Raw genomic sequence first — 26733 nt, 5'->3', positions numbered from 1 at the left:
CGGTTACTTAAAAGCGGATTGAGATTAGCACTAACTTAACTCACTCTGTTAAGAATGACCGATACTCTATTTAATTCAATTTGATTCATCTCGATTTACGAAAATTTGGCATGACATTATTTTGACTTAATATTTTCTTTACAAAAACAATAAAAGTTTGCTTCAGTAGAAATACCAGACTTAATCTATAGTAATCTTATACTTATCTTTATAAATTCGATAATTGCAACAAAATAGTAATGATTAGCAATATTTTTTGATATTATTTTGACTATTTTTTTTGGTTAAAGTTTTTTATGGTTGCTGATTAAACCTGAGACTCATCAGGTTCAGCTACAAGACTTACTGGAGCAGAGATTTTATTCATTCCTATGGTAAGGATAGTTATCCAATTACAGAAAATTGCAAATTTTTTGACAAAATTAGCGTTAAGAGAGTAAACCTTACTGTATTGATTGTTGATGCTCTTTGCATTTAATTATATCTAGCTACTGATTATTATTAATAACCCCTCTAAAAAAAGTCGAGTCATCATTATGATCAATCCTCTAGAAACCGAAGACAGTAGATTTGATGGAGAAACGTTTACTAAAGTTTTTATTTATACAATTTGTGCTGCTACTGTTTTAACAGCTAGTATTTTAGTCGCTAAGTCTTTTATTTTTAATGGTGGTGCTGTTGAGCAATCGAGTTATCCTACTTCAATTCCCTGGATTAACAGTAAATTAGACTGTGAAAATACTGGGCGTAACTGGATAGATAACAAGTGTTGGGATAAAGAACATAGTGCGGAGTTTTAACTAGACTGTCGCCAATGTATGGGAATTTCAATGTGATCAGGTAGTTTTGTAGTGCGATCGCCAATTGCTAGACTAAGTTGTTGAGATACCAGGTTTTTCACGCCTGTCAGAATCGCCCCCGCTAGGTTGACATCAAAAAAGTCAGTTTCGGCTAAATTAGCTCCCACTAGACTGGCTTGGCTCAAGTTAGCTTCGTAAAGGTTGGCTTTTTGCAGATTTGCTCCCATAAGGTTGGCTTTAGATAAATCTGCTTCGGTTAAACTAGCTTCTGTAAAGTCAGCAAAGATAATTTCTGTTTGTGTTAATTTAGCAGCATTTAAATTTGCTCCACATAGATTCGCACTATTGAGGTTAGCCCCTTGCAAGTTCGCTCCAATCAACCCACAAAGAGACAAATTAGCTTTCCCTAATTTCGCCCCTTGTAGGTTAGCAAGAAATAACTTCGCGCTGGTTAAATTTGCTACTTTTAATGTGGTTTGTTGTAAGTTGGCTTTGTAGAGATTAGCACCTTGTAAGTTCGCTGCACGCAGGCTAGCCCCTGTGAGATTCGCTTCCCGTAAATTCGCACTATACAAATCGGCGCGGTTGAGGTTTGCGCCTTGGAGATTTGCACTTTGTAAATTAGCTCTCACTAAGTTGGCCTCGTAAAGAAAACAGCCAGATAGTTTGGCGTTTTCGAGATTTGCATCACTGAGATTACAACTGTGCAAATCTGCTCCCCTTAAATCTGCTCCGCGTAAGTCTACTCTTTGTAAATCAGTCCCCAATAAATCTGCACGCTTTAAATCTGTAAATCGCAAATCCAGTTTTTTATTTGCATCATCCTGTTGAGAATTCCGCCTACCAATTACAGTTAATGCGGCTTGAATATCTCGACGCAGTTTGGGAAATTCTTCTAGCTGATCCTCTTCAGGGTTTTTTGGCTGAATTAAAGATGTGGCTGTATTTTCTTCTTTGTGGTTTTCTGCTTCTAAATCAGCATTTTCTCTCACAAATGCTGTGAGAATTTCCATAATTGTCCAATGTTCTTGAGGAAAATCTTGGGCAATTTTTTCTAGGACATAAATGGCACTTGTGCGAGTAGCAATTTTCTCATGTCCGATTTGGGCAATAGCTGACATTAAGCGTTCTGAAATTAATCTATCTTGTGATAGTTTGACATTTTGCAGACTAATTTCGAGATTTTTTTCCGCCGCGATCGCACTTTTTTGTATAGCATCTATGCGTTTTACGGTATAGTAGGCGTGGATAGTTAAACCCAATCCCAAAAAGGCGATCGCGGTTGTAGTTAATGCTTGATTTCTGTATTGTAATTGTTCTTGAATCGATAAGTTATCAGGGGTCGCAAACAACCATGAAATCAAAACGACACAGGAAACAAATATAATTACTGTACCAATTAACCATTGCCAAGGTTTAGCCGTTTTATTGGCAGATATATTAGTAATATTTCTCACCACACAGAATTATTACTGAATAATAGTTAGATATTCCCATCATCATAACACAAGAATTTACTGAGGCGGTGATTACGGCAAAAATTGCTAGGTGAGAATATTTATGTAATTTGCCAGAGAAATTCTCTTTGCTTAATTATTATACTTAATGTTTTTCTCTTACGTAAATTTTGCTTCCCGCAGATTTGCTTTATCTAGAATGGTTTCATCCAAATTTGCCTGCTGTAAATTGGCAAGATAGAGATTTGCCTGATATAAATTAGCACTAGTAAGATTAGCTTGACTGAAGTTGGCTGCACTCAAAATGGCACCCGAAAGGTTTGCATTGGCTAGATTTGCACCGCTTAGGTTAGCTGCACTCAAGATAGCACCAGAGAGATTTGCTTGACTTAAGTTTGCACCAGCTAAATTTACATGATATAAGTTTGCCCACTCTAAGTTAGCTCTTTGAAGATTTGCACGACGCAAATCAGTGTGACTTAAATCTAGCTGTGCATTCTCTGTCTCTGGTTGGCGATGGATTTGCGTAATTACGGTTAAAATTGCCTGAATTTCTGCCCTAATTTGATGTGTAGGGCTAGGATTTATTTTTGTATGCTGTCGCACAAACTCACTGAGAAATTCCAGAATTACCCAAGAATATTGCGGATAATTTCGCGCTAAGTTTTCTAATTGAGTGACGGTTGCTAGAAATTCTACAGTTTTTTGCTGTTGCCAATACTGAATCACTAAATGACACTTTTGTGTAATGACATCAGGAGAAATATTTTGTGGAAAATCTATATTTTGAATGATGTTTAATATAGACAATTGATTATTGATAATTGTCTTGGTGGATTGATGATAAAAATCAATAATTATGTTCAACATCATTAATACATTTATCAAAAAAGGATATCGTGTTATTTTCTCTATATTAGAAGAATTTGAGTAGTGGTAGATATAACGATTATATGCAGGCTCACCAATATAAAAATCACTAATTCGTTATATGTATGTAAAATGTAACTGATGTAATTCGTGATTTCCAGTTATGATTGATACGTAATGACTAGATTGATTTTTGAATATTTAGCAGGAAATCATGAATTTGCCGGAAAAATTATCTTCCGTCAATAAAAAATGTATTAATTGATATTCTCAGCCAAATTAAATAAAGTTATATATAATACAGCCATAATTTTAAGAAAAAAATATTAAATTACTAAGAATTTACGATGTGCGCCCAAAATTTAGTATTAGTTGGTGGTGGTCATAGTCATGCTATTGTCCTCAAGCTGTGGGGAATGCAACCCTTATCAGGAGTGAATTTGACTTTAATTACACCCACATCAACTACACCCTATTCGGGAATGTTACCAGGACATATTGCTGGCTTTTATAGCCGCGATGAGTTTTACATTGATTTACAAAAATTAGCTGAATTTTCCCAAGCACAATTATATTTAGATCAAGTCGTAGACATTGATTTACAAAATCACCAAGTAATTTGTGCTGAACGTCCGCCTGTCAATTTTGATCTATTATCTATTGATATTGGCAGCACCCCTGCCACAATATCTGTATCAGGTGCAGCAGAATACGCAACTCCCGCTAAACCAGTAGATAAATTATTAGAAAATTGGTATCAATTATTAGCAAATGTCTCTCAAAATCCCCGACAAGCAATTACTATAGGGATTGTTGGTGGCGGTGCTGGTGGTGTGGAATTAGCTTTATCTATGCAAGCACATTTGCAGCGTATTTTACAACAAGCGCAACAACCGCAGCAAAATTTAGCCATCCATTTATTGCAACGCCATCCTCAACTCATGCCACATCATCACCCATCTGTACAATATCAAGTACAGCAGGTTTTAAGTAAGTGTGGTGTGAAATTACATCTAGGGGAAACCGTATTGCAAATTGCACCATCCCTGAAAAACACAACATCATTTGTAGTCAGGTGTGAGTCTGGGTTGGAGTTAGAATGTGAAAAAGTCTTTTGGGTAACACAAGCATCCGCACCCCAGTGGCTAAAATCCACAGGATTAACCACCGATGAACATGGCTTTATTTTAGTTAAAGATACATTGCAATCTCTCAGCCATCCAGAGGTATTTGCAGCCGGTGATATTGCGACAATGAAGGATCATCCCCGTCCGAAAGCGGGGGTGTTTGCTGTGCGACAGGGGAAGCCATTATTTGAAAACTTGCGACGTATGGTACTGGGTCAACCACTCCAACCCTACAAACCGCAGCAACAATATCTCAGTTTAATAGGTACGGGAGACAAAAGAGCGATCGCCACCAAAGGTTGTTTAACTCTACCACCGCATCAAATACTGTGGTGGTGGAAAGATAAAATTGACCGTCGTTTTATGAATAACTGGGGAATGGCGGCTAAAAATTAGCCAATAAAAAGACCCCAGCTAACGCCGGGGTACTGATGATGTATGCCATCAACTCTATTCCTAACTATAGAGGATGCCATCTTCTCGGAATAAACGCATCCGAGGAAATGCAATTATTGCATAACTTTTATGACGATTTGACAACTAAGTGAAATTCCTTAAGTAATAAAACCCTCACCAACACTAAGTTTGAGTTCGTATTTCTCACTAAATGACGAAAATGCGTAATCATGATGTTAAATCTCTGACTCCAACTGTCTTTGATTTTGAATGGGGAATTTCCTACACCCCTATTTCTTCAGAAGCATGATCCTCCTGACTAGACAGAGAATCCCAACCATCAATAATATCTTTGATTAAACCCGCCGTAGGTACAGCCACCAATAAGCCTAACAAACCCCCAACATAAGTACCCACAAGCAAGGAAATTAACACCCACACAGGTTTTACACCCGTTAAACTACCTAAAAGACGGGGTGCGATCGCTTGGTCAATGATTTGGTCGATAATAATAGCTACAATTAAAACCTTCACAGCTAACCAAAAATCATAAGACACAATCACTAAAGTAATTACACTCAGGCTGACAATATCACCGAAGGGAATCAAACTAAAAACACCAATTCCTAAACCAAACAGTAAGCCAAACTGCACTTGAAAAGCCAGAAACATCAGTGTTTGACAAGTACCTATAAACAAAGCTAAAGTTCCCTGTCCCAGTAAATAATTTTGCAGATTTTTCTGAATTGAATCCCCGACTGTTTTAAGAGAATTACCAGGTAACTTATGCCAAATACTATCCCAAACTCTTGACCCATCTAATAAGAAGTAGAAAGCCAGAACTACTGTAATTAAAGCCTCAGATAAACTATCAATAGTATCTATCAATATAGTGACAAATTTATCAGAAAGATATTCTAACTCATCTGGGATTTTATCAGTAATTTTTGTCAAAATTTGACTTAAATCAATATGCAGCCTTTCACTAATAAATAAATCATTTAAATTCTGGATTTTTGCTTGGGTAGACTCTATCCATTGTGGTAGCATTCTCACTATCTCATTAAACTGTTCTAATGCTATGGGCAATAAGATAATCCCTACAGCTACTAATATTAGTAAACTGATAAAAAATACTAAACCCACAGCATAGTTACGCTTCATTCCCCTTTGCTGAAGGAGGGAAACAGGATAGTTTAAGATAAATGCCAGTAAAGCCGCCAGTACCAAAATTGTCACTAAAGGCTGGAAATAGTGAAAAAATTTACCAACCAACCAAATATTCAGAAACACTAGCGGAAATAACAGAGTTATAATTAACCACTTAATTAATTGATTCAGCGAAATATTCATCCCTGTTAGCCTATCCCTGATAACATCCACCCAATATATTTTAGAAAACTAAAACTCACTCAAAGCCGAAAATTGCTCATCATCAATCTTCCCACATTGATGAAGGATATTTGTAATTTCGGAAATTTTTAACACCGCGTGACCACGATAGCCATTGGCTGACAACCGTTCTTTTACTCCTTGTTCATGGTCAATAAAAACCACTATGTCATGCACATTTAAACCCGCAGACTTTAACTTTTCTGCCCCTTCCATGACACTTTTACCACTAATGAGAATATCATCTACAATAGCTACAGTTTCTCCTGGATAGAAATTACCTTCAATTAATCTACGGGTTCCATGTGCTTTCACCTCTTTACGAGGAAAAATCATAGGACAATGCAAACGTAAAGATAAGCCGGTAGCCGTAGGTAAAGAACCATAGGGAATACCTGCTAATCGATCAAAATGCAAATCTCTCAGAATTTCTTCATAACCACTGAGAACTTGATTAAATACTTGAGGATTAGAAATAATTTTGCGTAAATCAATATAATAAGGAAAAGTCGCCCCTGATGCTTGGACATAGTTACCAAACATAATGCAACCAATATCATAAAGTTGTAAAATTAAATCTTGATAAGGATGTCGATTCGGAACAATCACATCTGAAAACCAAACGGCACAGTTAGAATCATTTTGAATTACCTGCGTCCTCATCTGATTAATTTCTGCACGTAAAGACTGCATTTCCTCAGATAAATTTACTGCACCTAACATATCTTGAGGGAGAGGAATTAATAGTCCATTCCTATTATGATCTAACCCAGCCGCTAGAATTTTATTTAAATTACTTCCCTCACCCCAAACACTACGCGCCATAATTATTCGTTCCGGTGCGACAGCACGAATTTGAGACAAAATCTCAGCATTGGTAGTTCCTACTTCTAACCCCAATTGTTCAGGAGTTCCCCAATTTCTAGATTCTTTTGCTACCTGTAAATAAAGAGGTGATTCCGGCGTAGGATATTGTTGTAAAGCTTCTGCACCTGGGTTAGAAGTACAACATAAAATAAAGACAGCTTTATCAGGGTAAACCAGAAAAGGAGCTACATGATCCTGTCCTGTATAGGGAGTGAGGGTAATTGCATCAACTTGCCATTCTGTAAATACTGTGCGAGCAAAGATAGTGCTAGTATTTAAATCACTATGTTTAGCATCCAAAATAATCGGGATGTGATGAGGAATATCTGCTAAAGTTTTTTGTAGCAATTCTAAACCAGGAATTCCCAAAGCTTCATAAAAACCCAATGTTGGTTTATAAGCACAGACAAAATCAGCCGTTTCAGAGATGATAAATTGTAGCCATTGCCATAAACCATCAATAATATTTTGAGATTCATACCTAGCCGGCATCATCTCTATATTAGGGTCAAGTCCAACAAATAGTAAACTTTGATTTTGCGAAATAACGGTTTGTAATTTATCAGAAAAAATCATGTTGGTTAGTCAATAGTCAATAGTCAATAGTCAATAGTCAATAGTCATTAGTCATTAGTCATTAGTCAGCACTCAGCACTCAGCACTCATTACTCAGCACTCATAACCCTAAATACCAGCAAACCATTCATAACCTAAATCTTCCCAGTAGCCTTGGAAATTTGTTAAATGACTGGTGAGAGTGATTTGAGTTACCCATTTACTTTGTTTGTAACCAAGTTTAATTGGTGAGGCTAGACGTAAAGGCGCGCCATTTTCTACTGGTAAAGGTTGACCATTTTTTTCATAAGCTAACAGTGTTTGTGGATGTAAAACTGAAGCGATATCCCAACTTTCGTAATAACCGTCAGCAGATTTAAAGTAAGCATACCTGACATTACTTTTAGGACGGGCTAGTGCAATAATTTCTCTTAAACGTATACCTCCCCACTGCACGATCGCAGCCCAGCCTTCTACACAAACATGGCGTATAATCATGGAAGTTAAGGGCAAATTCTGAATTTCAGCCATGCTCAAGCTTAATGGCTGTTCTACTTCACCATCTATAATTAACTGATATTTTTCTATATCAATAATCGGCGTACCACGAAAACTATTAACTATTAATGCTTCCGGTTGAATTGCGCTAGGTGCAAACTCTGGTACTGGCTTTTGTGGTTGAAATATTAGCTTCTCGACTTTTTGATTTATTGGTTCTGATAACGTACCAACTAAATCTTCAAATGTTGGTGTACCACAACCACCAAGCAAAAAACTCATACTAGAAATTCCTGAAATCTTCAGAAATCCCCGACGGGTTAATTGAGGACGATTGAAACGAATTAAATCCATATTAAAAATATAACCAATAGCACAGCGTAAGTAGAACAAGGTAAATAATTAAGGGTTGGTAGTGTTCGCGTAGCGTCTCGAAGAGAGAACTTTAGTTCTCTCTGGGAAATGTTTTGCGAACAGAAAAGGACTAAAGTCCTTACTACGAACTGAATACTCGTATTTTTACATTGATTAACATAGTTTTTTTCAGTAAATATTTGTAGCTGAGATGAATCAGGAGGTTTGGTTGCTACTACCAAAACATTGATGATGTCAGTTCTTCTCCTCCAGCTTTCTTACCTAAAAATGAGTGAACTACAGCAAATATAACTACCATTGGCACAGAGATAAAATGGACAATTCTCAATCCTTGCCAACCACCAAACATATCGACAATAGCAGGAAATTGAGCAGGTTTATACATTCCTATGCCTGTAAATAATGCCAACAATAAAATCGGAATAATAGAGGTGTAAACAATGCGATGCCAAGCATAAAATAAACGCTTAGGGTTCTGAGTTTTTTGTAAGGCTTTGATGTCATTAACACCGACAAATCGATGTCGCCAACGTCGAGTAATTAAAACATAGATGCCGTACCATAAAAGATTTAGGGAAAATAACCACATAGCTGCAAAATGCCAATGTCTACCACCAGCTAACCAACCCCCTAGTGTAAATATGGGTGGTATGTGTAAACCCGCACGTCCACCAAACACAGGGTTAGCGTTGTAAATTTGCAGTCCACTTGTGACCATCAAAAATAAGCCAATGATATTGATAGTGTGGAAAATTTTAGCTCCTAGTGCCTGTGTAGGTAACTTTCTCATCTTAGGGGGAATCGTCGTAGTCATAGAATTAAATGTGAGGGTGAGACAATTATATTAAAAAATGTGAAGCAAACTTTTCAAATCACATACTTAGAGGTAATCATCAGCACAAGCAGTGCTGAAGAATAAAATGAAATGTCCTCATTGTGCATCAACCTCATACCGCAAGAATGGTCATCGCAAGGGTAAGCAAAACTACTTATGTAAGAATTGTGGTAAACAATTTCTAGAGTATGTATTACCTCATACTCCCGCAGATGAGTTGATAACTGATAATAATGGACATAATCACATATCAGTTTCGTCAGCAACAGAACTGATGACAGAACAATCTCAACCACAAAATCATCATGGTGGGTTGAGTGGTATTTTCTTGGAAGAAATGATCCGCAGTTTCTTAGATAGTGGTTATTTAGAATCTCCGGCTGTGTGGGAATTTGTGCAGAGAATTCAGCAGCAAATTCAACAGAAATCTACTCCAGAAACATCAGGCATAGCTGTATTATTATTGGATGTGGAGAACTTGAAAATTAATGCTGAACTTGAAAATTTTCTAGCTAGTATATGCAAATATCCTCTCCAAGTCAAAATAGGCTTTGCTAATTGGAAAAATACTAGTCTGGGCAAGCAAGATGTGGATTTATATGAACGCGGTTATCAGCTTGTTCATGTACCTGACGGGAAAGATGGTGCAGATGCGAAAATGATGACTGTAGGGGCAAATATTTTAAGTTATTATCCTCATGCTAGGGAAATATTTGTCTGTTCTGGAGATGGGATTTTAAATCATCTATGTAATGCCCTGCAAAATCAGGGTTTGATAGTGTATTGGGTACGTAGACAGGGGCAAAATTTACATATAGAAAACCGCAATACTGGAAAATATGTTTTCTATTCTCTGTCGTCATCTAGCGAAATTCCTTCCCTAGCAGATGTGGTGAATAAAATAGAAAGCCTGATTAAATCTGAGCAAGAATCTCTAGAGGCTAAACTGAATAATCTGGTGGCGATCGCCAATTTATTTCAAGAGCGATGTCATTTAGAATTGCAATATGAACAACCAGCTAAAGAAGATAAGAAATTACCACCAGATAACCAAACCGAGACAAATACATCAACTACAAAAGCTACCAACAAAGAAATTAGCTCCCAAACAGAGTTAGAAAAAATACTGTTAGCAATTATCGCCAATCATACAAAATCTGCTCAAGGTAAGTTATCTGTATCCAAACTCAGCACCGAATTACAAAGAAGATGTGGGCAATCTCCGAATGCAATTATTAAGAAATTAAAGCTTGGTTCTAGTTTTATCAAATTTTTGCAGTCATCATCCCTATTTATCTTGAATTTCGACGGTAAAGAGTATGAAATCACTAATTCTCAAAATCAGCCTTTAGGATGTGTAAATTTATAGAATTAGTTGTGTGTTAATTAGGAGATAATTCGTCCTTAACGCCTATGTCCCTAAGAGGATGTAGTAAAAATTATGAATAATGTCTGGATAATTATTGCTTAGGCAGGACTCAAAAATTTAGTGATAACCACAAAATCTACAATGATATTAGCTGTGGTGCTAGATTTTGAGAATATATGAAAATTGATCACGTACACTTTTATGTAGAAGATGCCAAAGTTTGGCGAGATTGGTTTGTCAACTACCTGGGGTTCACATCAGTAGCTAGTATCCATTCTTTCCACACTTGCACAGAAGCGGTAAAAAGTGGTGTGGTCAAGTTTTTACTGTCTTCGCCATTATTACCTACTAGTCCAGTTGCTGAATTTTTGCGTCAACACCCTCCTGGTGTAGCAGATATCGCCTTTGCAGTTCCAGATGTGGAAGAAGCGATCGCCCATGCGGAAATTAACGGTGCTACAGTCTTACAATCTATTGAGGAACGCCACGTAGGTAATTCAACTTACAAATGCAGCAAAATTGCCGCTTGGGGTGGTTTGACTCATACCTTAATTGCTAGTCCTCCAGAAACCGATTCCACCGCACCCCATCAACTCATTACTGCCATAGATCATATAGTTTTGAATGTCGCCGCAGGTGAGTTAGAACGAGTCGTGCGTTGGTATGAAAAAATTTTTGGTTTTCAACCCCGTCAAAGCTTTAAAATTCAGACTGCGCGTTCGGCTTTGTACAGTCAAGTTATGGTTTCTCCCCAAGGTGGCGTACAGTTACCCGTGAATGAACCAGCCTCCCCCAATTCCCAAATTCAAGAGTTTTTAGATTTTAATCGCGGTGCGGGAATTCAACACATCGCCCTCAAAACAGCCAATCTTGTCCAAGCGATCGCTCAATTTCGTCAGCGTGGTTTATCATTACTCTCAGTCCCCCAAACCTATTACACACAACTCCAAAATCGCCCAGGACTACCCCTCTCACCTGTAGAATTAACAGCGATCGCACAACAAGAAATTCTAGTAGACTGGCAGCAAGATTCTGATCAAGGAGTGTTACTGCAAATTTTCACTCACCCCATCTTTGGACAACCAACCTTTTTCTTTGAATTTATTGAACGTCGTTCTCAAGCACAAGGCTTCGGAGAAGGCAATTTCCGCGCTTTATTTGAAGCTATTGAAAGCGAACAAATAAAACGCGGGACTTTGGGATCATAGGGATTGGGGACTGGGGACTGGGGATTAGGGTATTTAATTTTGAATTTTGAATTTTGAATTTTGAATTGATTTGCCCAATGCCCAATTAGATAAACATCGGAATTGGGTTCAGTTCGCTTTCTGGTAATGGTGTTTTTAACCAACCCAACTTTATAGGGACATCATAAAGCCTACCAGGTGCAAACTGCGCCCAAAAGTGACGTAAGCCAGGAACAACTACCTTGACTACAGACATCCCAATATCTGGTTGTGTTTGGTCTAATACCAACATTTCTAAACCTTGTTGCGCTGCTAAATCAACGCAGGTTAAAACATCTGTCAGCAGATTCTCACTACAATAAGGTGTGTAGTCTGCATAGGTTTTCGCTGCTAAACTCTGATTGGGAGCTAAGTAAGGTTGATTTTCTAATGTTGCAGTTGTACACCAATTCTGCATATCTGAACGCGTAAACTTAGCTGACGCATGGGGATTTGCACCTTGGGATAGAAACACCATCTGGTTCATTTCTGTCACAGCGCGCAACAGGGCAATTTTGGCATCAAAATGAGTCCCAAAACCAAAGAGAATATCTTCCGGTTGATGGTTCACTCTTCTGGAAATGGCGGCAAAAGTAGGAATATTGAAATCAGTTGTGATATCTAAAACCCAAAAATCTCTGCCGTAAATTTGGTAGTAAGTTTGCAGATGATTTAAATAGGGTTCTGCAAAACTCTGCAAATCAACAGCCGGGCGAGATATGCGGTTATACCACCAAATCGCCACCGCATCCCTTTCTACCAATTCCATAAATCCTTGCAGTATGGCTTCCTCTTGACAAGTACCGGCAGATGTGCCGTTAGTATCTGCATAACAAAAGCAGTGGTTTTCCGCCAGAGGATAACCATAATAACAATAGGCTGTGGGAATATATTTGAATTTTTGCTGAGTTAGTGACCAAATAGGTGTCCAGTCAATCACTTCACTGGCATTAAAGGGATCTGCAACCCATTGAATAATATGGTGTTGTTGATTCCAAATCTGGCGATCGCGGTACTGCTCTGCACTATACTGCATTAAATCATGGGGATGAATTGCTAATTCTCCCAACTCAGCATAGGTGGCTTTGATGGTGATTTCTTCCCCTGTGTAAGTACCTGAGTAGCGTTCTATGGCTTCTCCCACAGCACTCATTTTCGCCTGTGCTGCTGTTTTACCCTTGCCAAAACTTTTAGGACGCGCCGCCTTACCTAAATCTTTTAACTCCCTACTAGCTATAGGTAAACAATGTTCTGCAACATAGGCATGGACTAGCTCATTATAGGGAAATGGTTGAAATAATTGCTTAATAATCCCAGTAATGGGGCTGATATGATGTTCATACTGTGCCGCCGCTAACTCAGGTAAATATTGCCGATATCCACCATCATCAACTAACTGCTTCTTCCTGTCAGTTAATAGCAATGGTTGCGGTTGTGTATGCGCCAAGTGAGTCAATTCACCACAACAACGACACTGCGGACGACGCACTACAAAATGACGTTGTAAATTGAGATTGATTAAATCAAAAGTGAGGATAGTATCCTCAAGAGAATGGTGTTCTGGATAAGTCACCCATTTAGCCACCTCTGTCGCTATCAAATTCAGTCCCGTCTGTAAAGTCGAGGCTAAAGCCGCGCGCGCTACCGATAAAGGTTCGCTGCTTTGTTTTTGTTCTTGAATAAAAGACTCAACCTCACGATTAATTCGGAGTCTTTGCGCGAGACATTCCCAGCATCCCGTCTGATAAGGACGAAAAATCGGGCCAATCCAAATCACGCCACCTATAGGTTTGACTAATAACCAAGAACGATTTGCTTGTAAAGCCTTACGGTTAAAGTCTGCTAACCCTGGTTGCAAATAATCATCTGTCAGTACAACAGTAAATTCCCCCGCATCAGCAACTCCAACATTGAGGGACGCAAGTATGGTTTCTAAGACTTCTCCAGTTACGTTACCAAATGTCGTAATACTAACTTTAGTTGACCGCAGGCGTTGATCAACTACCTCCGTATTACGGTTGAGCAATTCCCAAAAAGCAGACTCAGCAGGTGGTAAGCTATCTGTATTAGTAATATAGCCTTTCCGTTCTAACTGTTCTAAACCATAGGTAATTTCATCAATCTTCGCTTGACCCTCAAGATGGGCAGCTATTTCTGCTACTGTATGCACGCCTGTAAGTAGAGGTGCTAAAAGACAGTACAAATACCCGTTCAGTACAAAATGTCCCTTTTCACTCAATAAAAAGACAGTGCGGGGGGGACAGACTTCCACATGAAAGCACTCTTTAAACTTTGGCTTCATGAAACACAAAGATATGAGTAAGGAGAAAAGTATTTATGGTGATATAGGAATCTGATGGGATTCCTGAAATACTGAATCTAGGGAAGTCACAAACGGGGAACAGAATCTAGTACAGAAATATGATGTCTACAGCCTACGGGAGTCTTACTTTATACCCGTCAGTAACTGTGAGCAAAAAATGCGATCGCCAACGATAGATTTATCACACAAAGCCTATCATAGCCGATCGCAAAGAAAGATGAATATGCTGAGTTTTTGCCGCCGATGCTTGTTTAAAGGTTTCTTTTCCAGCTTTGGTAGCGAATTGAGCCATTGGGGTCATAAACTACACTCACAGCACCATTATCCACATTTACAAAGTCTTTATCTAGTTGTGGTAGTTCTGCTACTATCACTGTAATTTCACGCTTTTTAGTCGTGATTTGAATATTACAGCCACCAGTAACTGCTGCCAATTCTTCATCAGACAAATCTGCAATTAAATTCTCAGGCATCTGTGGATTGGGTGATGATGCGATCGCCATATTATGAGGCATAAATTTAACTCACCTTTTTGATGTCAAATTCTAGTTAATATCTAGTTCATTTTAATCAGGTGAATTTATCCCCGGCAATCAATTACATCATCACTTCTTATCGGGTTTATGAAATATTTATTTATTACATATTGCGTATGTAGTTTTTATATCTATTTGAACCATTGGGGTCATACCATAAACCAGCTTTGGAATCAGTGATATAGGATGAAGAATGCAATTTGCCATTGATGAAGAAATATTCTGTAATCTTATATCTGCCATTAATTGTTTCCACCTCACATTCATTTCCTCGTTGGTTATACCACCCACAACCCCCAAAACAGCTAGATAGTTCCTCATCGGTGAGGTCTTCAATCAATGACTCTACGGGTTTCACAAATTCTTTTTTCACAGCCATATCTACCCTAAAAATGAACATGAAGAACTGGACATTATCGGAAAAAATAATGTCAGTGTGAACCTATAAACACACTTAATCATCTTAAGTATATTCAGTGGAATTATTGAAGCAATTGAGCAGCAACTTTACTTGTTCTTATAAATTATCTCGCCTTTGTGAAATCATTTATAAGCACAGGTAGAGTAATATCTAAGCTGCAATATTTGGTATGAAGTTGAGTAAATTCTACTTCAAGACTTATGAGTTTTGTTAACCGTGGGATTACTGATATATTAATTAGACTAGCAAATGTCGATTGTTAAACATGATAAAACTTGGCAATATCACCAATTAATCTAGATAAATCTGCTGTCATTATTGAGTGATTTACGTAATTATAGGACGGGTTACAGGCAGTAAAAACTCTCCTGATGTGGGGAAAATATTTAAATATAATTCCTATATTTAGGCATCAGTAATATTACAGTGCTGGACAAGTCATTGGTGTAAATACGGAACCATGAGGGGTGGTGACTGGTGTTTGGGTTGTCAGCAGAATATTACCTTGGGGGGTGACTACTAACCCCTGGGCTTCGATAATTTCATCAGGATGATTCGGATCTGGACTTTGAGCCACAATAGTAGGTGAAGTGCGATCGCTGCTACTATGAATCGGAACCGTCTGCACATCTTCCAAAATTGTGTCACTACCCAAAGCCACCTCTGGATTTTGTGGTAGTCCACTCCTTCCAGTCACTACAAACCGACTGAATTTTTCCGGATTTTTCGCACCACAACCTTGCTTAATTAATGCAGACGCATCATTGAGTTGAACTGGTAACTCGACAATTCCTTTACTGGGATCGGCCGCTAAAGTATTGACTTCTACATTTCCACTCAAGCCAAACTGAGAACTAGCAGTAATATCGCTCTTCAAAGTCAATTCTGGACGAAATTCAATATTAAAAATCCCTTTAGCCGTGATTTCAATATTTCCACCCCGTCCCCGAATAGCATTCGCTGTAATATCACTATTTTCCGCAGCCGCTAATACATTTGTACTAATAATGATATTGCCACCGTTACCACTACCATCTTTAGCATCCGTAGTAATCCGGCTACCATTACGTAACAACAAAATATCTCGCGCTTGGAGTGTAATATCACCACCTTCACCAGACTTAGTGGTGGCTAAAATCCCACCCGTATCCTGATCAGGATTTCCCCCATTATCCAGCAATATGGAATTCGCTCTTACTAACAGGTCTCCACCTTTACCGAGTCCCGCATTGTCCACTCTTAAACGAGAACCACCAAGAATCAATAGTTTATTCGTATTAATTTCTACACTCCCTGCATCATTGGGGTTATCCTTGTTAAAGATGCCCGCAGAGATAGTGCTAAATGATGGTGTAGGATTAGCAGCATTTTCTCCAAATGTAATCAAAGCCCCCTGTCCTACTAACTTGATAAAATCGGTTGTATTGATAGTCAGTAGTCCTCCCTTACCTAAACCCAATGTCTCAACAGCAATTACCCCTCCATCTTGGACAGTTAATTTCTGAGTATTAATAGTGATATTTCCAGAATTACCCGTGGACTCAAGATTTGTACTACTGAATATCCCACCTGCAAATTGAAAAATCGGGGAAATACCACTAACATTAATCGAACTAGTAGCATTAATCGTGATATCTCCGCTATTTCCTTGGGCGGAAGTACCCGCAAAAATTTGCGCCCCATCACGGATAAATAAGTTTTGTGTATTAACTGTTAAATTCCCGGCTTGTCCGCTAGCATTTTCTTGCACTGCTGTGTACAAACCACTGGCTAAATAATCATTAGTGGAAACACCTAATAATTCTACAGACTCAGCAGCATTAATAGTCAACTTGCCACCTTGAGCCTCACTAAAAGTAGCGGCTGATATTTGCGCCCCATCTTCTACAATTAATTTTCCGGTGTTGATAGTTAAATTTCCCCCAATTCCGCTACCGTGGGTATCTGTTGATATCCCTGTAAACAGAGAATAGTCTTCGGAATCAACACCGTTTAATTTCACTGTATCACTAGCATTAATAGTTAAATCTCCTCCCCTTCCTGTGGACTCAGAAAAAGTGGCAGTGGAGATGCGCGCCTCGCCATTAACTTGCAGTTTTTTCGTATTAATATTGATTCCTGCACTAGCACCACTACCAGCATTTTCCGCAAATAACCCATTGCTAAAAGTTTTCTCAGTGCTGCTACTAGCAACTATTACCGTATCTGATGCGTTTAAGGTAATATTAGCCCCAGAAACACTGCCAGTTGTTGCCGCACTAATGCGAGAATCTTCAATAGTTATCTGCTTACCCGTAAGCTGAATACTACCGCCGCCATCTCCATTGGTAGTTAGTTGTGCCTGATTACTAATGACAACATCTGCTCTTGCATGATTGCTAGGTAAACTAAGTTGAGATTGGTTCTGTGTTAATTGCACTCCCACTACACTACCAGCACCTGCTGCCACTACTTCAATTCGCCCATTTTCCGCCTGTAATTGACCACCATTGATATTAACTTCACCACCAATTAATGCTAAGGTGTGATTTGGTTGTACAGTCAATTGGGCTGCTTGTGATTGAATGGGGGCGGGGCGATTACCATACTGCAACCCAATGGGAACACTGACACTTAATAGAGGCGAGTTTTGGGAGTTATCAGCATGAAACTCTGTCCCATCAGCAAATTTCAAACTGTTAGCAGTAGTAGCAAAAAAAGAACCACCAATTTCTAATTGAGCATGACGACCAAAAATAATGCCATTAGGATTAATTAAAAAGAGATTGGCCTGAGAATTAGCCCGAATTTTGCCATCTATAAAAGAAGGTAAGTTACCAGTAACTCGACTAATAATATTTTGAATATCAGCACTCTGATTAAAATTGACCGAGCCATTTTTAGGCACAGAAAATTGGCTAAAACTATGAAAAAGATTACTACCTACTTGACTACCACCTGAAATAGTAAAATTAATGCCATCATTCGAGGTAACATCTGTAGATAGAGTCCTATCTGTGGCGATCGCTTCAGCCAAAGTCATGCTACTAAATAAACAATTAGATGTGGCAAATAATACCGCGATGCCAACAGAATAGAGAAGTTTCATAAACTTTAGTTGATATCAGCATTTATTCTTAGTATTCCCACAATCACTGACGGATACCTTCAGCCCTTAAAAGCTCCCCCTGCTCTCTGCCCCCTGCCCCTCTGCCTACACAGTAGTAGTTATTTTTTAAGTGGGAAGTCCCTAGTATTTATTCCTACTCTCCCTTACTCTCCCGTGCCTCCTCTGGAAAAGCTATGATCACAATCAAGCCAAGTCAAGCAAACATCATACATTTTTACTAATGGTAATAATAGTTGTCATAATTAATACATTTATTTCCATCATGCTACTCTACGTAGCTTGGCAATTGTGGCAATTAAAACAGAAAATAGCTTTTATAGGCGATCGCCTCACGGAATACGAACGCTGTAGCTATGCTTTACTATATAAAGCACCAGAACTCATTTATTCAGGGCAGAACAGTATTCAGCAATTAAGAAAAAGCAATCAATCTCTAAGGGTGCAGACTCAACAACTAAAACAGATTATTAGCATCCTTTTACTAGGCAGGCAAACTTGGTTGCGCTATTTTCGTAAAATAGATTCTATCCCTAAAAAATCAAATTCTCACTCAATCAGACCAGAATCAAAGCAACAGTTCTAGCTGATACATTGTCAACATCCACTAACTAGATCAAACCATTTAGGTTTCGCCAGGGAAGCAAAGACACCTAAAATGGGTGAAAGGAGAAAAACACTTAAGATGTCTAATAACCGTTCTGGAGTATTTATTGGTGGTTTGATGCTAGGGGCTACTATTGGTGCTTTAGCAGGATTGTTAGTAGCTCCCCGCACCGGACGCGAAACTCGTAAACTTTTGAAAAAATCTGCTGATGCGATTCCTGAATTGGCAGAAGATTTATCAACAAGTGTACAAATTCAAGCAGATCGCCTTTCTGCCAACGCTTTGCGAAATTGGGACGAAACACTAGAAAGACTGCGGGAGTCCATAGCAGCAGGTTTGGATGCTAGTCAGCGTGAAAGCCAAATCTTAAAACGTCAGCAAACTTCCCCAGACTCTGACTCTCTTCCCCAAGAATTAGAACGCTCATAAATTATGTAATTGCGTACACATTACCTATAGTCAGTACATGAATGTGTTCTAACATCGAAACCTGATGGTAAAACGTTTTGATTTGTGTAGCTGATACCAATTCACTAAAATCATGAAACCGATTCAAGTCCAGAAACCCTTGCAAAATATGGATTTCTTAATTTTGTAGGCGCAAGCCTTTGCTACGCTGGCGTAAGCCTACGTAGGGAATTTTGAATTTTGAATTTTGAATTGGTATGACTTCTCGTAGAGTATTTTTAACTTTGAATTTTTGATTATCGTGGCTCATCCCCTATTTTGGTTGGGACTTTCTATTCTTCTAGTAGCCATCAGCCTGACGGCTGTTTTAGTGGCAGCAATACCAGCTTTGCAGGAATTAGCAAGAGCTGCTCGCAGTGCCGAGAAATTATTTGATATGCTATCGCGGGAACTACCCCCCACCTTAGAAGCCATTCGGACGACAGGGATGGAAATCACAGATTTAACTGATGATGTGAGTGAAGGCGTAAAAAGTGCCAGTCAAGTAGTCAAACAAGTTGACCAAAGCCTAGATACTGCCAAAAGACAAGCCCAAAATCTACAATTAGGTACACGTAGTATTTTGGTTGGTGTCAAAACAGCGTGGAAAACCTTCACACGCCAAAAAAACACCAAACGCACAGTCGAACGTCTATCAATCACCGAGCAATCTACATCTACCCTCACACTCAGAGACAGAGAAACACTCAAGCCAGAAACTCGCCGCACCAAAGCAGAAGCCTACCGCGTTCATGAGAACTATAACGGCGTTTCTTATCATCAGGATAATTTTGAGGAAGAGGAATATTAGGGACTGCGGACTAGGGACTGGGAGACAAGGTAGACAAGGGAGACAAGGTAGATTTGATTTCTATGCCCTATGCCCTATGCCCCATTCCCTATTCCCCATTCCCAATTAAAGATATTTTGCTTTCCTACCTAAGATTAGAGTAAAGTAAACAAGTGTAACAATCTATCACTTTTCTCATACTCTTTTAAAGCAACTTGTTCACTTCTACTGTTGATATTTGTATAAAAAAGTCCATGCAGTCTTGTTTTTGGCGAAAAATTTTAGTATCTATTACTGTATTTTTCTTGGCTGGGTCTCTTTGGGTGAGCAATTCTTCTTCAGCCTTGGCTTATGACAACCCAGAATTGTTACCTAAATATTTCACACCAGTTGTGGATTTAGCTAAATCGCTTCCTGATCCCCAAGAAGAGAAACTGGTTCAGGAAATTGGGGAATTTGAGGCTGATACTGGTTGGAAACTGCGTGTCTTAACCCAATATGACCGCACACCAGGTAGAGCAGTCATCAATTACTGGGGCTTGGATGATAAAAGCATTCTGTTAGTTGCTGACTCCCGTGGCGGAAACATCCTCAGTTTTAGTGTGGGTGATGCGGTGTATGAACTTTTACCCCGTACTTTCTGGATAGAATTGCAAACCCGCTTTGGTAACTTGTATTTTGTGCGGGAACAAGGAGAAGACCAAGCGATTTTACAGGCGTTAGATTCCGTAAAAGGCTGTTTACTCAAGGGTGGTTGTACAGTTGTACCTGGATTACCGAGAGAACAGTGGATTCTAACCTTAGTAACTTCGATAATTGGTGGGATTATTTGCGGATTTGCCGCTCAACCCCGCACAGAAGGACAAGTTTTTGCTTGGCAGTGGGCGTTAATTTTCTCGCCTTTGTGGGGAATTCTGTTTATCGCCTTCGGTATCGGCCCTGTAGTAACACGTACTAGTGATTGGTTGCCTCTAGTGAGAAATATCTCCGGTTTTCTCATCGGGGCGTTGGTAGCTTTCTTATCACCTGTTTTCAGTCGTCCGTCTGTTGAAAGTCAGGAATAGGAAATATGGCATTGGGCATTGGGCATCGGGCATCGATAAAAAATTCTACCTTGTCTCCCATTCCCCATTCCCTATTCCCCATTCCCTTCCCTAGCTGATAAGCTGAAGGCTAGTCTTTCAGAAGTCAATCGCAATGGAATGGCACGTAACTGATGCTCAAAGTTTAGCAATCATCGATAGTGAAATTGGTGATCATGTTTTCTCTCCCGCAGAATATGAGATTGTGCGGCGGGTGATTTATGCTACAGCTGACTTTGAGTATAAGTCTTTAATTCGATTTTCAGAACGTGCTTTGCAGGCTGGGGCAGCAGCGTTGGCTGCACGTACTGCTATTGTGGTAGATGTGCCGATGGTGCAAACAGGTATTGCTTACGAAATCCAAAATACCTTTGCTAATCCAGTTTATTGCAGCACTGAAACTTCAACCCGTCCCCAAACGGCAAAAACTCGTGCTGCTTGGGGGGTAGAAACCTTAGCTAAACGTTACCCAGAAGGAATATTTATTGTTGGTCAAGCCCAAACCGCATTGACGACCTTGGTAGATTTAATTGAAGCCGAAGAGATTCACCCGGCTTTGCTAATTGCTGCACCTGTGGTGTTTGTTGATGGAGATAACGCTAAAAAGCGTTTGCAAGATTCTTTAGTTCCGAATATTACTATTGATAGTTGTAAAGGTAATACAGTTGTGGCCGCGGCGATCGCCGATGGGCTGATAGACTTAGCATGGCAAGCCTATGGACAGAAGAGATCAGAAATCTTTTGAGTATGACGGCTTGTAGTAATAAGATATTCTTGCTGCTTGCAATACACTCTGGCCTTTTGCGATCTAGTGATCATGGTTGAATTTGATGAACAGCTGCGTAACTTAGTTTCCCAAGTTTGTGGACACCCTCCTGGAAGTCCCCAACGTCAGAAATTACTAACGCAAATTATTCGCCTCAGTTCCAAGAAACTTTGGCGGGAAAATACTCCCTACTATCAAGATGCACTACAACAAACTTGGTTATATTTCTGTCGTAACATTTGCGAAGGCTTGACTGGGCAGAAGTACGATCCTACCTATGGTAGTGTTGTAACGTGGTTAAATGCTTATTTAAAACGCAGATTACAGGATTTTTATATCAATCAAAATAAAGAGCAAGCCACAACAGTTCCTTTGCGGGTACGCCAGTCGAAATCAGGTGAAATTGGCGATGTGATTGACCCTGTAGAAAATTTAGCAGCTACCCCAGAACCACCACCAATTTTAGATGAATTAGAAACTTGGATTAAAACTGACCCCACCGGAGAATTACGCAGCACTTATATTAAAGGTCGTCCCGATGTCAACTGTCAGATTCTCATACTCAAACGGCTACCTCCCGAAGTGAGTTGGAAAGAACTGTCTGAGGAATTTGGGTTAGCAATTCCTACCTTAAGCAGTTTTTATCAGCGTCAGTGTCTGCCTAGATTACGCAAATTTGCTGAATCTGAAGGACTTATATAATACATCCTTTTTTAGACATCCCTCGCAAAAAAGCGACGGGAGAGTCAAATAATTGTTGAAACAATGCCGGGATTGCCGATGCTCATGGCAACATGATTCTAGTTGCTTAAAACTAATCAACGGCTATTCCTGTGGTTGTCATCTGCTGGTTGCCCATATTTATGAATAAACTTTTTCGGGTTTTTGATCGTTATTTCCCAGTCAAAAAGCCAAAAATCAAAATTAATCTATTTATTTACTTTCTTGTGGCGTTGATGTTGACAGTCAATTTACCAGTGTTGGCTGTCAATCACACCATTGCTTCCCCATCTTTGGTAAAGTTAGCCAAATCCCCAAGCGATTTATTGATAGATCAGGGTAAAACCTTATATGATGCGGGACGTTTTGCTGAGGCAGTGCAAGTATTACAACAGGCAGCCCAGGCGTATAAGCAACAAGGAGATAGACTAAAATTAGCTGCTACATTGAGTAACTTGTCCCTAGCTTATCAACAACTTGGTGACTGGCAAGCCGCACAAACAGCAATTAAAAATAGTCTGGAATTACTCCCCACCGAAAAGAACCAGCAAACTCTGCAAATACTCGCCCAAACCCTAGATATTCAAGGACGGTTACAATTAGCCACAGGCAAGACAGAGACAGCTTTAGCAACTTGGCAACAAACCGCAGAGATTTATCAAAAAATTAATTACCCCATTGGCGAAGTGCGATCGCAGATTAACCAAGCCCAAGCTTGGCGTAACCAAGGCTTTTATCGGCGTGCGGTGCAGATTTTGTTAGCAGTCAACCAAAAATTGCAAGCACAACCAGATTCGAGAGAAAAAGCTGTAGGATTGCGATCGCTGGGTGATGCCCTCATGGTAATTGGTGATTTAACCCAATCACGTACTGTTTTAGAGCAAAGTTTAACCATTGCCCAACGCCTGCAATTACCTGGAGAAGTGGGAGTAAGTTTATTAAGTTTAGGCAACAACGCACGGGCTGATAGTTCCCGTTCCAAAAGCTTAGGGAACAACACACGAGCCAAACAGGAAGCCACCACCGCCATTAACTATTATCAACAAATTGAGCCATCTGCCTCACCCATCACCCAAATTCAAGCCCGACTCAATCAACTCAGTTTGCTGATAGACACTCAACAACTATCAGAAGCACAAAATCTGATCGCCTCAATTCCCCCCCAACTCAACCAACTCCCCCCCAGTCGTGCAGCCATCTATGCCCAGATTAACTATGCTCAAAGTTTGATGAAATTGTCTAAGGGGCAAATCAATTCAAAATTCAAAATTCAAAATTCAAAATTAAATACCCCAGTCCCCAATCCCCAGTCCCCAGTCCCCAATCCCCAATCCCCAATCCCCAATCCCCAACAAATCGCCCAATTCTTAGCCAATACCATCCAACAAGCCCGCACTTTGGGAGATAAACAAGCTGAAGCTTATGGTTTGTTAAGTTTGGGAAATTTGTATGAGAACAATCAGCAATGGACAGAAGCACAAAATGTTACCCAACAGGGATTAGTTTTGGCACAGAGTAGTAATGCTTCTGATATTAGCTATCGCTTAGAGTGGCAGTTAGGGAGATTGCTGTGGGCGCAAAATAATATTAATGGGGCGATCGCAGCTTATGATGCAGCTGTAGAAACATTAAAATCTCTGAGAAATGACTTAGTAGCTGTTAACCAAGATGTGCAGTTCAACTTTCGCGACAGTGTAGAACCCGTCTATCGCCAATCAGTAGAGTTATTATTACAGTCTCCGGTGGCAAAGTTAGATGACAAGACTTTAGATAAAGCCCGTCAACGCATTGAAGCTTTGCAATTAGCAGAATTAGATAACTTTTTTCAGGAAGCCTGTCTTCAAGGTGAAAGTGTGCTGATTGATCAAGTCGTAGATCAAGATAACCCCTCCACCGCCATTCTGTATCCCATTATTTTGCCACAACAATTACAAGTTATCGTCAAAATACCTCATCAACCACTCCAGCATTACAGTGCTAAGGTCTCTCAAACAGAAGTCAACCAACTCCTCACCGAACTCAGGAAAAATCTGATTAATCCCACCACTACTAACGTTGTTAAAACTCAATCGCAACAGGTTTATAACTGGCTACTCCAGCCCATAGAAAAGCAATTAGCCGCCAGTGGTGTGAAGACATTAGTGTTTGTCTTAGATGGTGCGTTGCGTAACATACCGATGGCTGTTCTTTACGATGGTAAGCAATATCTAATCGAAAAATATGCGATCGCTCTCAGCGTCGGGTTACAACTGCTCGACCCCCAACCCCTGCAAAGACAACAACTCAGAGCCTTAACGGCTGGACTAACTCAGCCCCCAGCAGGGTTTCCTAACTTTGCCCCCCTACCTGCCATCAAATCAGAAGTAGACCTAATTGCCAGTGCTGGAGTCTCCACCACCAGTCTTTTAGATCAGCAATTTACCCGCGAAGCCCTAGAAAAAGAGGTAAATGCCGTTTCATTTAATGTTGTGCATTTAGCCACTCATGGTCAATTTAGTTCTATTGCCGAAGAAACGTTTATTTTGGCTAACGATGGCCCTATCAACGTTAAGGAATTTGATAACCTACTCCGCAATCAAGAACAAACCAGGACAAGACCCATCGAACTACTAGTTTTAAGTGCCTGTCAAACTGCCGTAGGCGACAACCGCGCCGCCCTGGGACTAGCAGGAGCAGCCGTCAGAGCCGGCGCACGCAGCACCGTAGCCTCTCTATGGCAAATTGATGATGAGTCAACCGCCTTATTTGTCGGTGAATTTTATCGGGAACTCAGAAATAACAAAATTACTAAAGCCGAGGCTTTGCAACTAGCTCAACTCAAACTACTACGCCATCCCAATTACCAAGCACCCAGTTTTTGGTCTGCTTACGTGTTAATCGGCAATTGGTTGTAATTTGGGTATGGGGCATTTGACATGGGACAAACCAGGCATTGAGTAAAACGCTTGTTTATCCACCCCTATACCCCCTACACCCTTAATTTCAGAAAACTATCTACAATTCATTTATTTTCTGGCATAAATTGAGTGACTTTGGATGATACATAAACAGCAGCATTGATCAACTGGGGATTGAATTTATGACTAACAACACCTTCAAGCTAGAGGATTTCGCAATTACGCTGCCGATTTCCCAAGCAGCTCGTATAACTGCCCAACAGTTTGCTAACCAACAGCCTACTTCAGCCAAAGCAGAACAAGTAAGGCTCAATACTTTAGCTGTATGGGTAGTGAATGATTATTTACAAATGATGGATATTCCTACCAATCTCACAGCTAGCGACAGTTGGAATCCCATTATGCAGTTATGTACAGATGTGGCTGATTTGGAGGTGTCTTCAGTTGGTCGTCTGGAATGTCGTCCTGTGCTGGCTTCTAGTCAATTCTGCTCGATTCCCCCTGAAACTTGGGAAGACAGAGTAGGTTATGTGGTGGTACAAGTGGATGATGCGGAAAAAGAAGCACAAATACTTGGTTTTGTCAAGAATGTTGCCACCGAGACCTTAGCTTTAAGTCAACTACAACCAATAGAAACATTAATCGATCGCTTGGCTCAATTGAAGACTTCTCCTGTGGATACCTTAGTTAATCTCAGCCAGTGGTTTGTCGGTCAAATTGAGTCTGGTTGGCAAACAGTAGAATCTTTGTTAAATTCCTTAGACGCAAGACCTGCTTTTGCTTTTCGTAGCCCTGTCAGCACACCAGAAGCTACACAAGAACAGGCAGAAAATGTCACTAGAAGAGCAAAACTGATTGATTTGGGCATCAAAATCGATAATCAACCAGTAATGTTGATTGTGGAAATTTCCCCAGCAGATAACCAAAAAACTAGTGTTCGTCTGCAACTCCACGCCACCGGTAATCAAATGTACCTACCTGCTGGAGTGCAACTGAAGGTATTAGATAATTCTGGGGCAGTATTTTTAGACGCTCAAGCTAGAAGTGCTGATAATTACATTCAGTTACAGTTTCGTGGTGATCTTCAAGAGGAATTTAGTATTCAGGTATCATTGGGTGATATGAGTATTACAGAAAACTTCGTGATCTAGTGCCGAAGGGATAGATTCCTAAGTCAGCAATTTGTTGATTTGGAATTTTGTAGGCGCAAACCTTCCCAGGGTATTTTGAATTTTGAATTTTGAATTGTTGAGGCGCAAGCCTTACGGTAG

The 26733-nt window shown here is 39.8% G+C and carries 22 protein-coding genes and 1 pseudogene; 13 read left to right on the top strand and 10 right to left on the bottom strand.

The features are described 5' to 3' along the window. The first annotated feature begins 536 nt into the window (after positions 1-536). A complete protein-coding gene (locus tag ACQFX9_RS19880) occupies positions 537-800 on the top strand; it encodes a hypothetical protein (protein ID WP_427157911.1) in 264 nt (87 codons plus the stop codon). Here the strand turns inward: ACQFX9_RS19880 and ACQFX9_RS19875 are convergent. Then, entirely contained in the window at positions 797-2239 is a 1443-nt protein-coding gene (locus ACQFX9_RS19875) for a pentapeptide repeat-containing protein (protein ID WP_427162948.1), read from the bottom strand. The two genes, ACQFX9_RS19880 and ACQFX9_RS19875, sit on opposite strands and share 4 nt — an antisense overlap. A 177-nt stretch (positions 2240-2416) precedes the next feature. Beyond that, positions 2417-3127 carry a pentapeptide repeat-containing protein gene (locus ACQFX9_RS19870; RefSeq protein ID WP_427162947.1) on the bottom strand — a complete coding sequence of 237 codons (711 nt, stop codon included), beginning with the start codon at positions 3125-3127 and terminating at the stop codon, positions 2417-2419. Between the two features lie 347 nt (positions 3128-3474). Here ACQFX9_RS19870 and ACQFX9_RS19865 point away from each other — a divergent pair, with 347 nt between their 5' ends. After that, entirely contained in the window at positions 3475-4650 is a 1176-nt protein-coding gene (locus ACQFX9_RS19865) for an FAD-dependent oxidoreductase (protein ID WP_427157909.1), read from the top strand. Positions 4651-4932: 282 nt separating this feature from the next. Here the strand turns inward: ACQFX9_RS19865 and ACQFX9_RS19860 are convergent, their stop codons facing one another. The 4 genes from ACQFX9_RS19860 to ACQFX9_RS19845 form a co-directional block, all read right to left on the bottom strand. Beyond that, positions 4933-6003, bottom strand: coding sequence for an AI-2E family transporter (locus ACQFX9_RS19860; protein WP_427157908.1), 1071 nt, complete (start codon positions 6001-6003; stop codon positions 4933-4935). A 48-nt stretch (positions 6004-6051) separates the two neighbouring features. Further along, the gene (locus ACQFX9_RS19855) at positions 6052-7485 is read right to left on the bottom strand and encodes a bifunctional orotidine-5'-phosphate decarboxylase/orotate phosphoribosyltransferase (protein WP_427157907.1); all 1434 of its coding nucleotides are present in this window, start codon (positions 7483-7485) and stop codon (positions 6052-6054) included. A 108-nt stretch (positions 7486-7593) separates the two neighbouring features. Continuing rightward, positions 7594-8316: a molybdopterin-dependent oxidoreductase gene (locus tag ACQFX9_RS19850; protein WP_427157906.1), complete on the bottom strand. Its 723-nt coding sequence runs from the start codon at positions 8314-8316 to the stop codon at positions 7594-7596. Between the two features lie 235 nt (positions 8317-8551). Next, positions 8552-9151: a cytochrome b/b6 domain-containing protein gene (locus ACQFX9_RS19845; protein ID WP_427157905.1), complete on the bottom strand. Its 600-nt coding sequence runs from the start codon at positions 9149-9151 to the stop codon at positions 8552-8554. Positions 9152-9257: 106 nt separating this feature from the next. On the opposite strand from ACQFX9_RS19845, the pseudogene ACQFX9_RS19840 reads away from it, so the two are divergent. From ACQFX9_RS19840 to hppD, 3 genes and pseudogenes are all read left to right on the top strand, one after another. After that, positions 9258-9362 (top strand): annotated as a pseudogene (locus tag ACQFX9_RS19840) (IS1/IS1595 family N-terminal zinc-binding domain-containing protein); the annotation flags it as partial. Between the two features lie 84 nt (positions 9363-9446). Continuing rightward, the gene (locus tag ACQFX9_RS19835) at positions 9447-10541 is read left to right on the top strand and encodes an NYN domain-containing protein (RefSeq protein WP_427162946.1); all 1095 of its coding nucleotides are present in this window, start codon (positions 9447-9449) and stop codon (positions 10539-10541) included. A 176-nt stretch (positions 10542-10717) separates the two neighbouring features. Continuing rightward, positions 10718-11749: a 4-hydroxyphenylpyruvate dioxygenase gene (gene hppD / locus ACQFX9_RS19830; protein WP_427157904.1), complete on the top strand. Its 1032-nt coding sequence runs from the start codon at positions 10718-10720 to the stop codon at positions 11747-11749. 85 nt (positions 11750-11834) lie between these two features. Here the strand turns inward: hppD and ACQFX9_RS19825 are convergent, their stop codons facing one another. From ACQFX9_RS19825 to ACQFX9_RS19810, 4 genes are all read right to left on the bottom strand, one after another. Beyond that, positions 11835-14069, bottom strand: coding sequence for a TOMM precursor leader peptide-binding protein (locus ACQFX9_RS19825; RefSeq protein ID WP_427157903.1), 2235 nt, complete (start codon positions 14067-14069; stop codon positions 11835-11837). Between the two features lie 272 nt (positions 14070-14341). Continuing rightward, complete coding sequence (locus tag ACQFX9_RS19820; RefSeq protein WP_427157901.1) at positions 14342-14605, bottom strand: hypothetical protein; 264 nt, start codon at positions 14603-14605, stop codon at positions 14342-14344. Between the two features lie 124 nt (positions 14606-14729). After that, complete coding sequence (locus ACQFX9_RS19815; RefSeq protein ID WP_427157900.1) at positions 14730-15026, bottom strand: hypothetical protein; 297 nt, start codon at positions 15024-15026, stop codon at positions 14730-14732. A gap of 442 nt (positions 15027-15468) precedes the next feature. Next, positions 15469-18135: a filamentous hemagglutinin N-terminal domain-containing protein gene (locus ACQFX9_RS19810; RefSeq protein ID WP_427157898.1), complete on the bottom strand. Its 2667-nt coding sequence runs from the start codon at positions 18133-18135 to the stop codon at positions 15469-15471. A 241-nt stretch (positions 18136-18376) separates the two neighbouring features. Between ACQFX9_RS19810 and ACQFX9_RS19805 the strand changes: the two genes are divergently transcribed. The 8 genes from ACQFX9_RS19805 (at position 18377) to ACQFX9_RS19770 (ending at position 26613) form a co-directional block, all read left to right on the top strand. Continuing rightward, positions 18377-18739, top strand: a complete 363-nt coding sequence (locus tag ACQFX9_RS19805) for a hypothetical protein (protein WP_236141357.1) — start codon at positions 18377-18379, stop codon at positions 18737-18739. A gap of 99 nt (positions 18740-18838) precedes the next feature. Further along, positions 18839-19189, top strand: coding sequence for a YtxH domain-containing protein (locus ACQFX9_RS19800; protein WP_236141356.1), 351 nt, complete (start codon positions 18839-18841; stop codon positions 19187-19189). A gap of 280 nt (positions 19190-19469) precedes the next feature. Beyond that, complete coding sequence (locus ACQFX9_RS19795; RefSeq protein ID WP_427157897.1) at positions 19470-20018, top strand: DUF948 domain-containing protein; 549 nt, start codon at positions 19470-19472, stop codon at positions 20016-20018. Between the two features lie 233 nt (positions 20019-20251). Continuing rightward, positions 20252-21061 (top strand): TPM domain-containing protein, encoded by an 810-nt coding sequence (locus tag ACQFX9_RS19790; RefSeq protein WP_236141354.1) that lies wholly within the window; start codon positions 20252-20254, stop codon positions 21059-21061. 133 nt (positions 21062-21194) lie between these two features. Further along, positions 21195-21824, top strand: a complete 630-nt coding sequence (locus ACQFX9_RS19785; protein WP_427157895.1) for a precorrin-8X methylmutase — start codon at positions 21195-21197, stop codon at positions 21822-21824. A gap of 72 nt (positions 21825-21896) precedes the next feature. Beyond that, a complete protein-coding gene (locus ACQFX9_RS19780) occupies positions 21897-22547 on the top strand; it encodes a sigma-70 family RNA polymerase sigma factor (protein ID WP_427157893.1) in 651 nt (216 codons plus the stop codon). A gap of 161 nt (positions 22548-22708) precedes the next feature. Continuing rightward, positions 22709-25459, top strand: coding sequence for a CHAT domain-containing protein (locus tag ACQFX9_RS19775; protein WP_427157891.1), 2751 nt, complete (start codon positions 22709-22711; stop codon positions 25457-25459). Between the two features lie 185 nt (positions 25460-25644). Further along, positions 25645-26613, top strand: coding sequence for a DUF1822 family protein (locus tag ACQFX9_RS19770; protein ID WP_427157890.1), 969 nt, complete (start codon positions 25645-25647; stop codon positions 26611-26613). The last annotated feature ends 120 nt before the right edge of the window (positions 26614-26733 follow it).

Origin of the sequence: Aliinostoc sp. HNIBRCY26 (assembly GCF_050235535.1) — a bacterium.
In the GTDB taxonomy this organism is placed as follows: domain Bacteria; phylum Cyanobacteriota; class Cyanobacteriia; order Cyanobacteriales; family Nostocaceae; genus Trichormus.
This window is presented reverse-complemented; position numbering and strand designations above follow the sequence as displayed.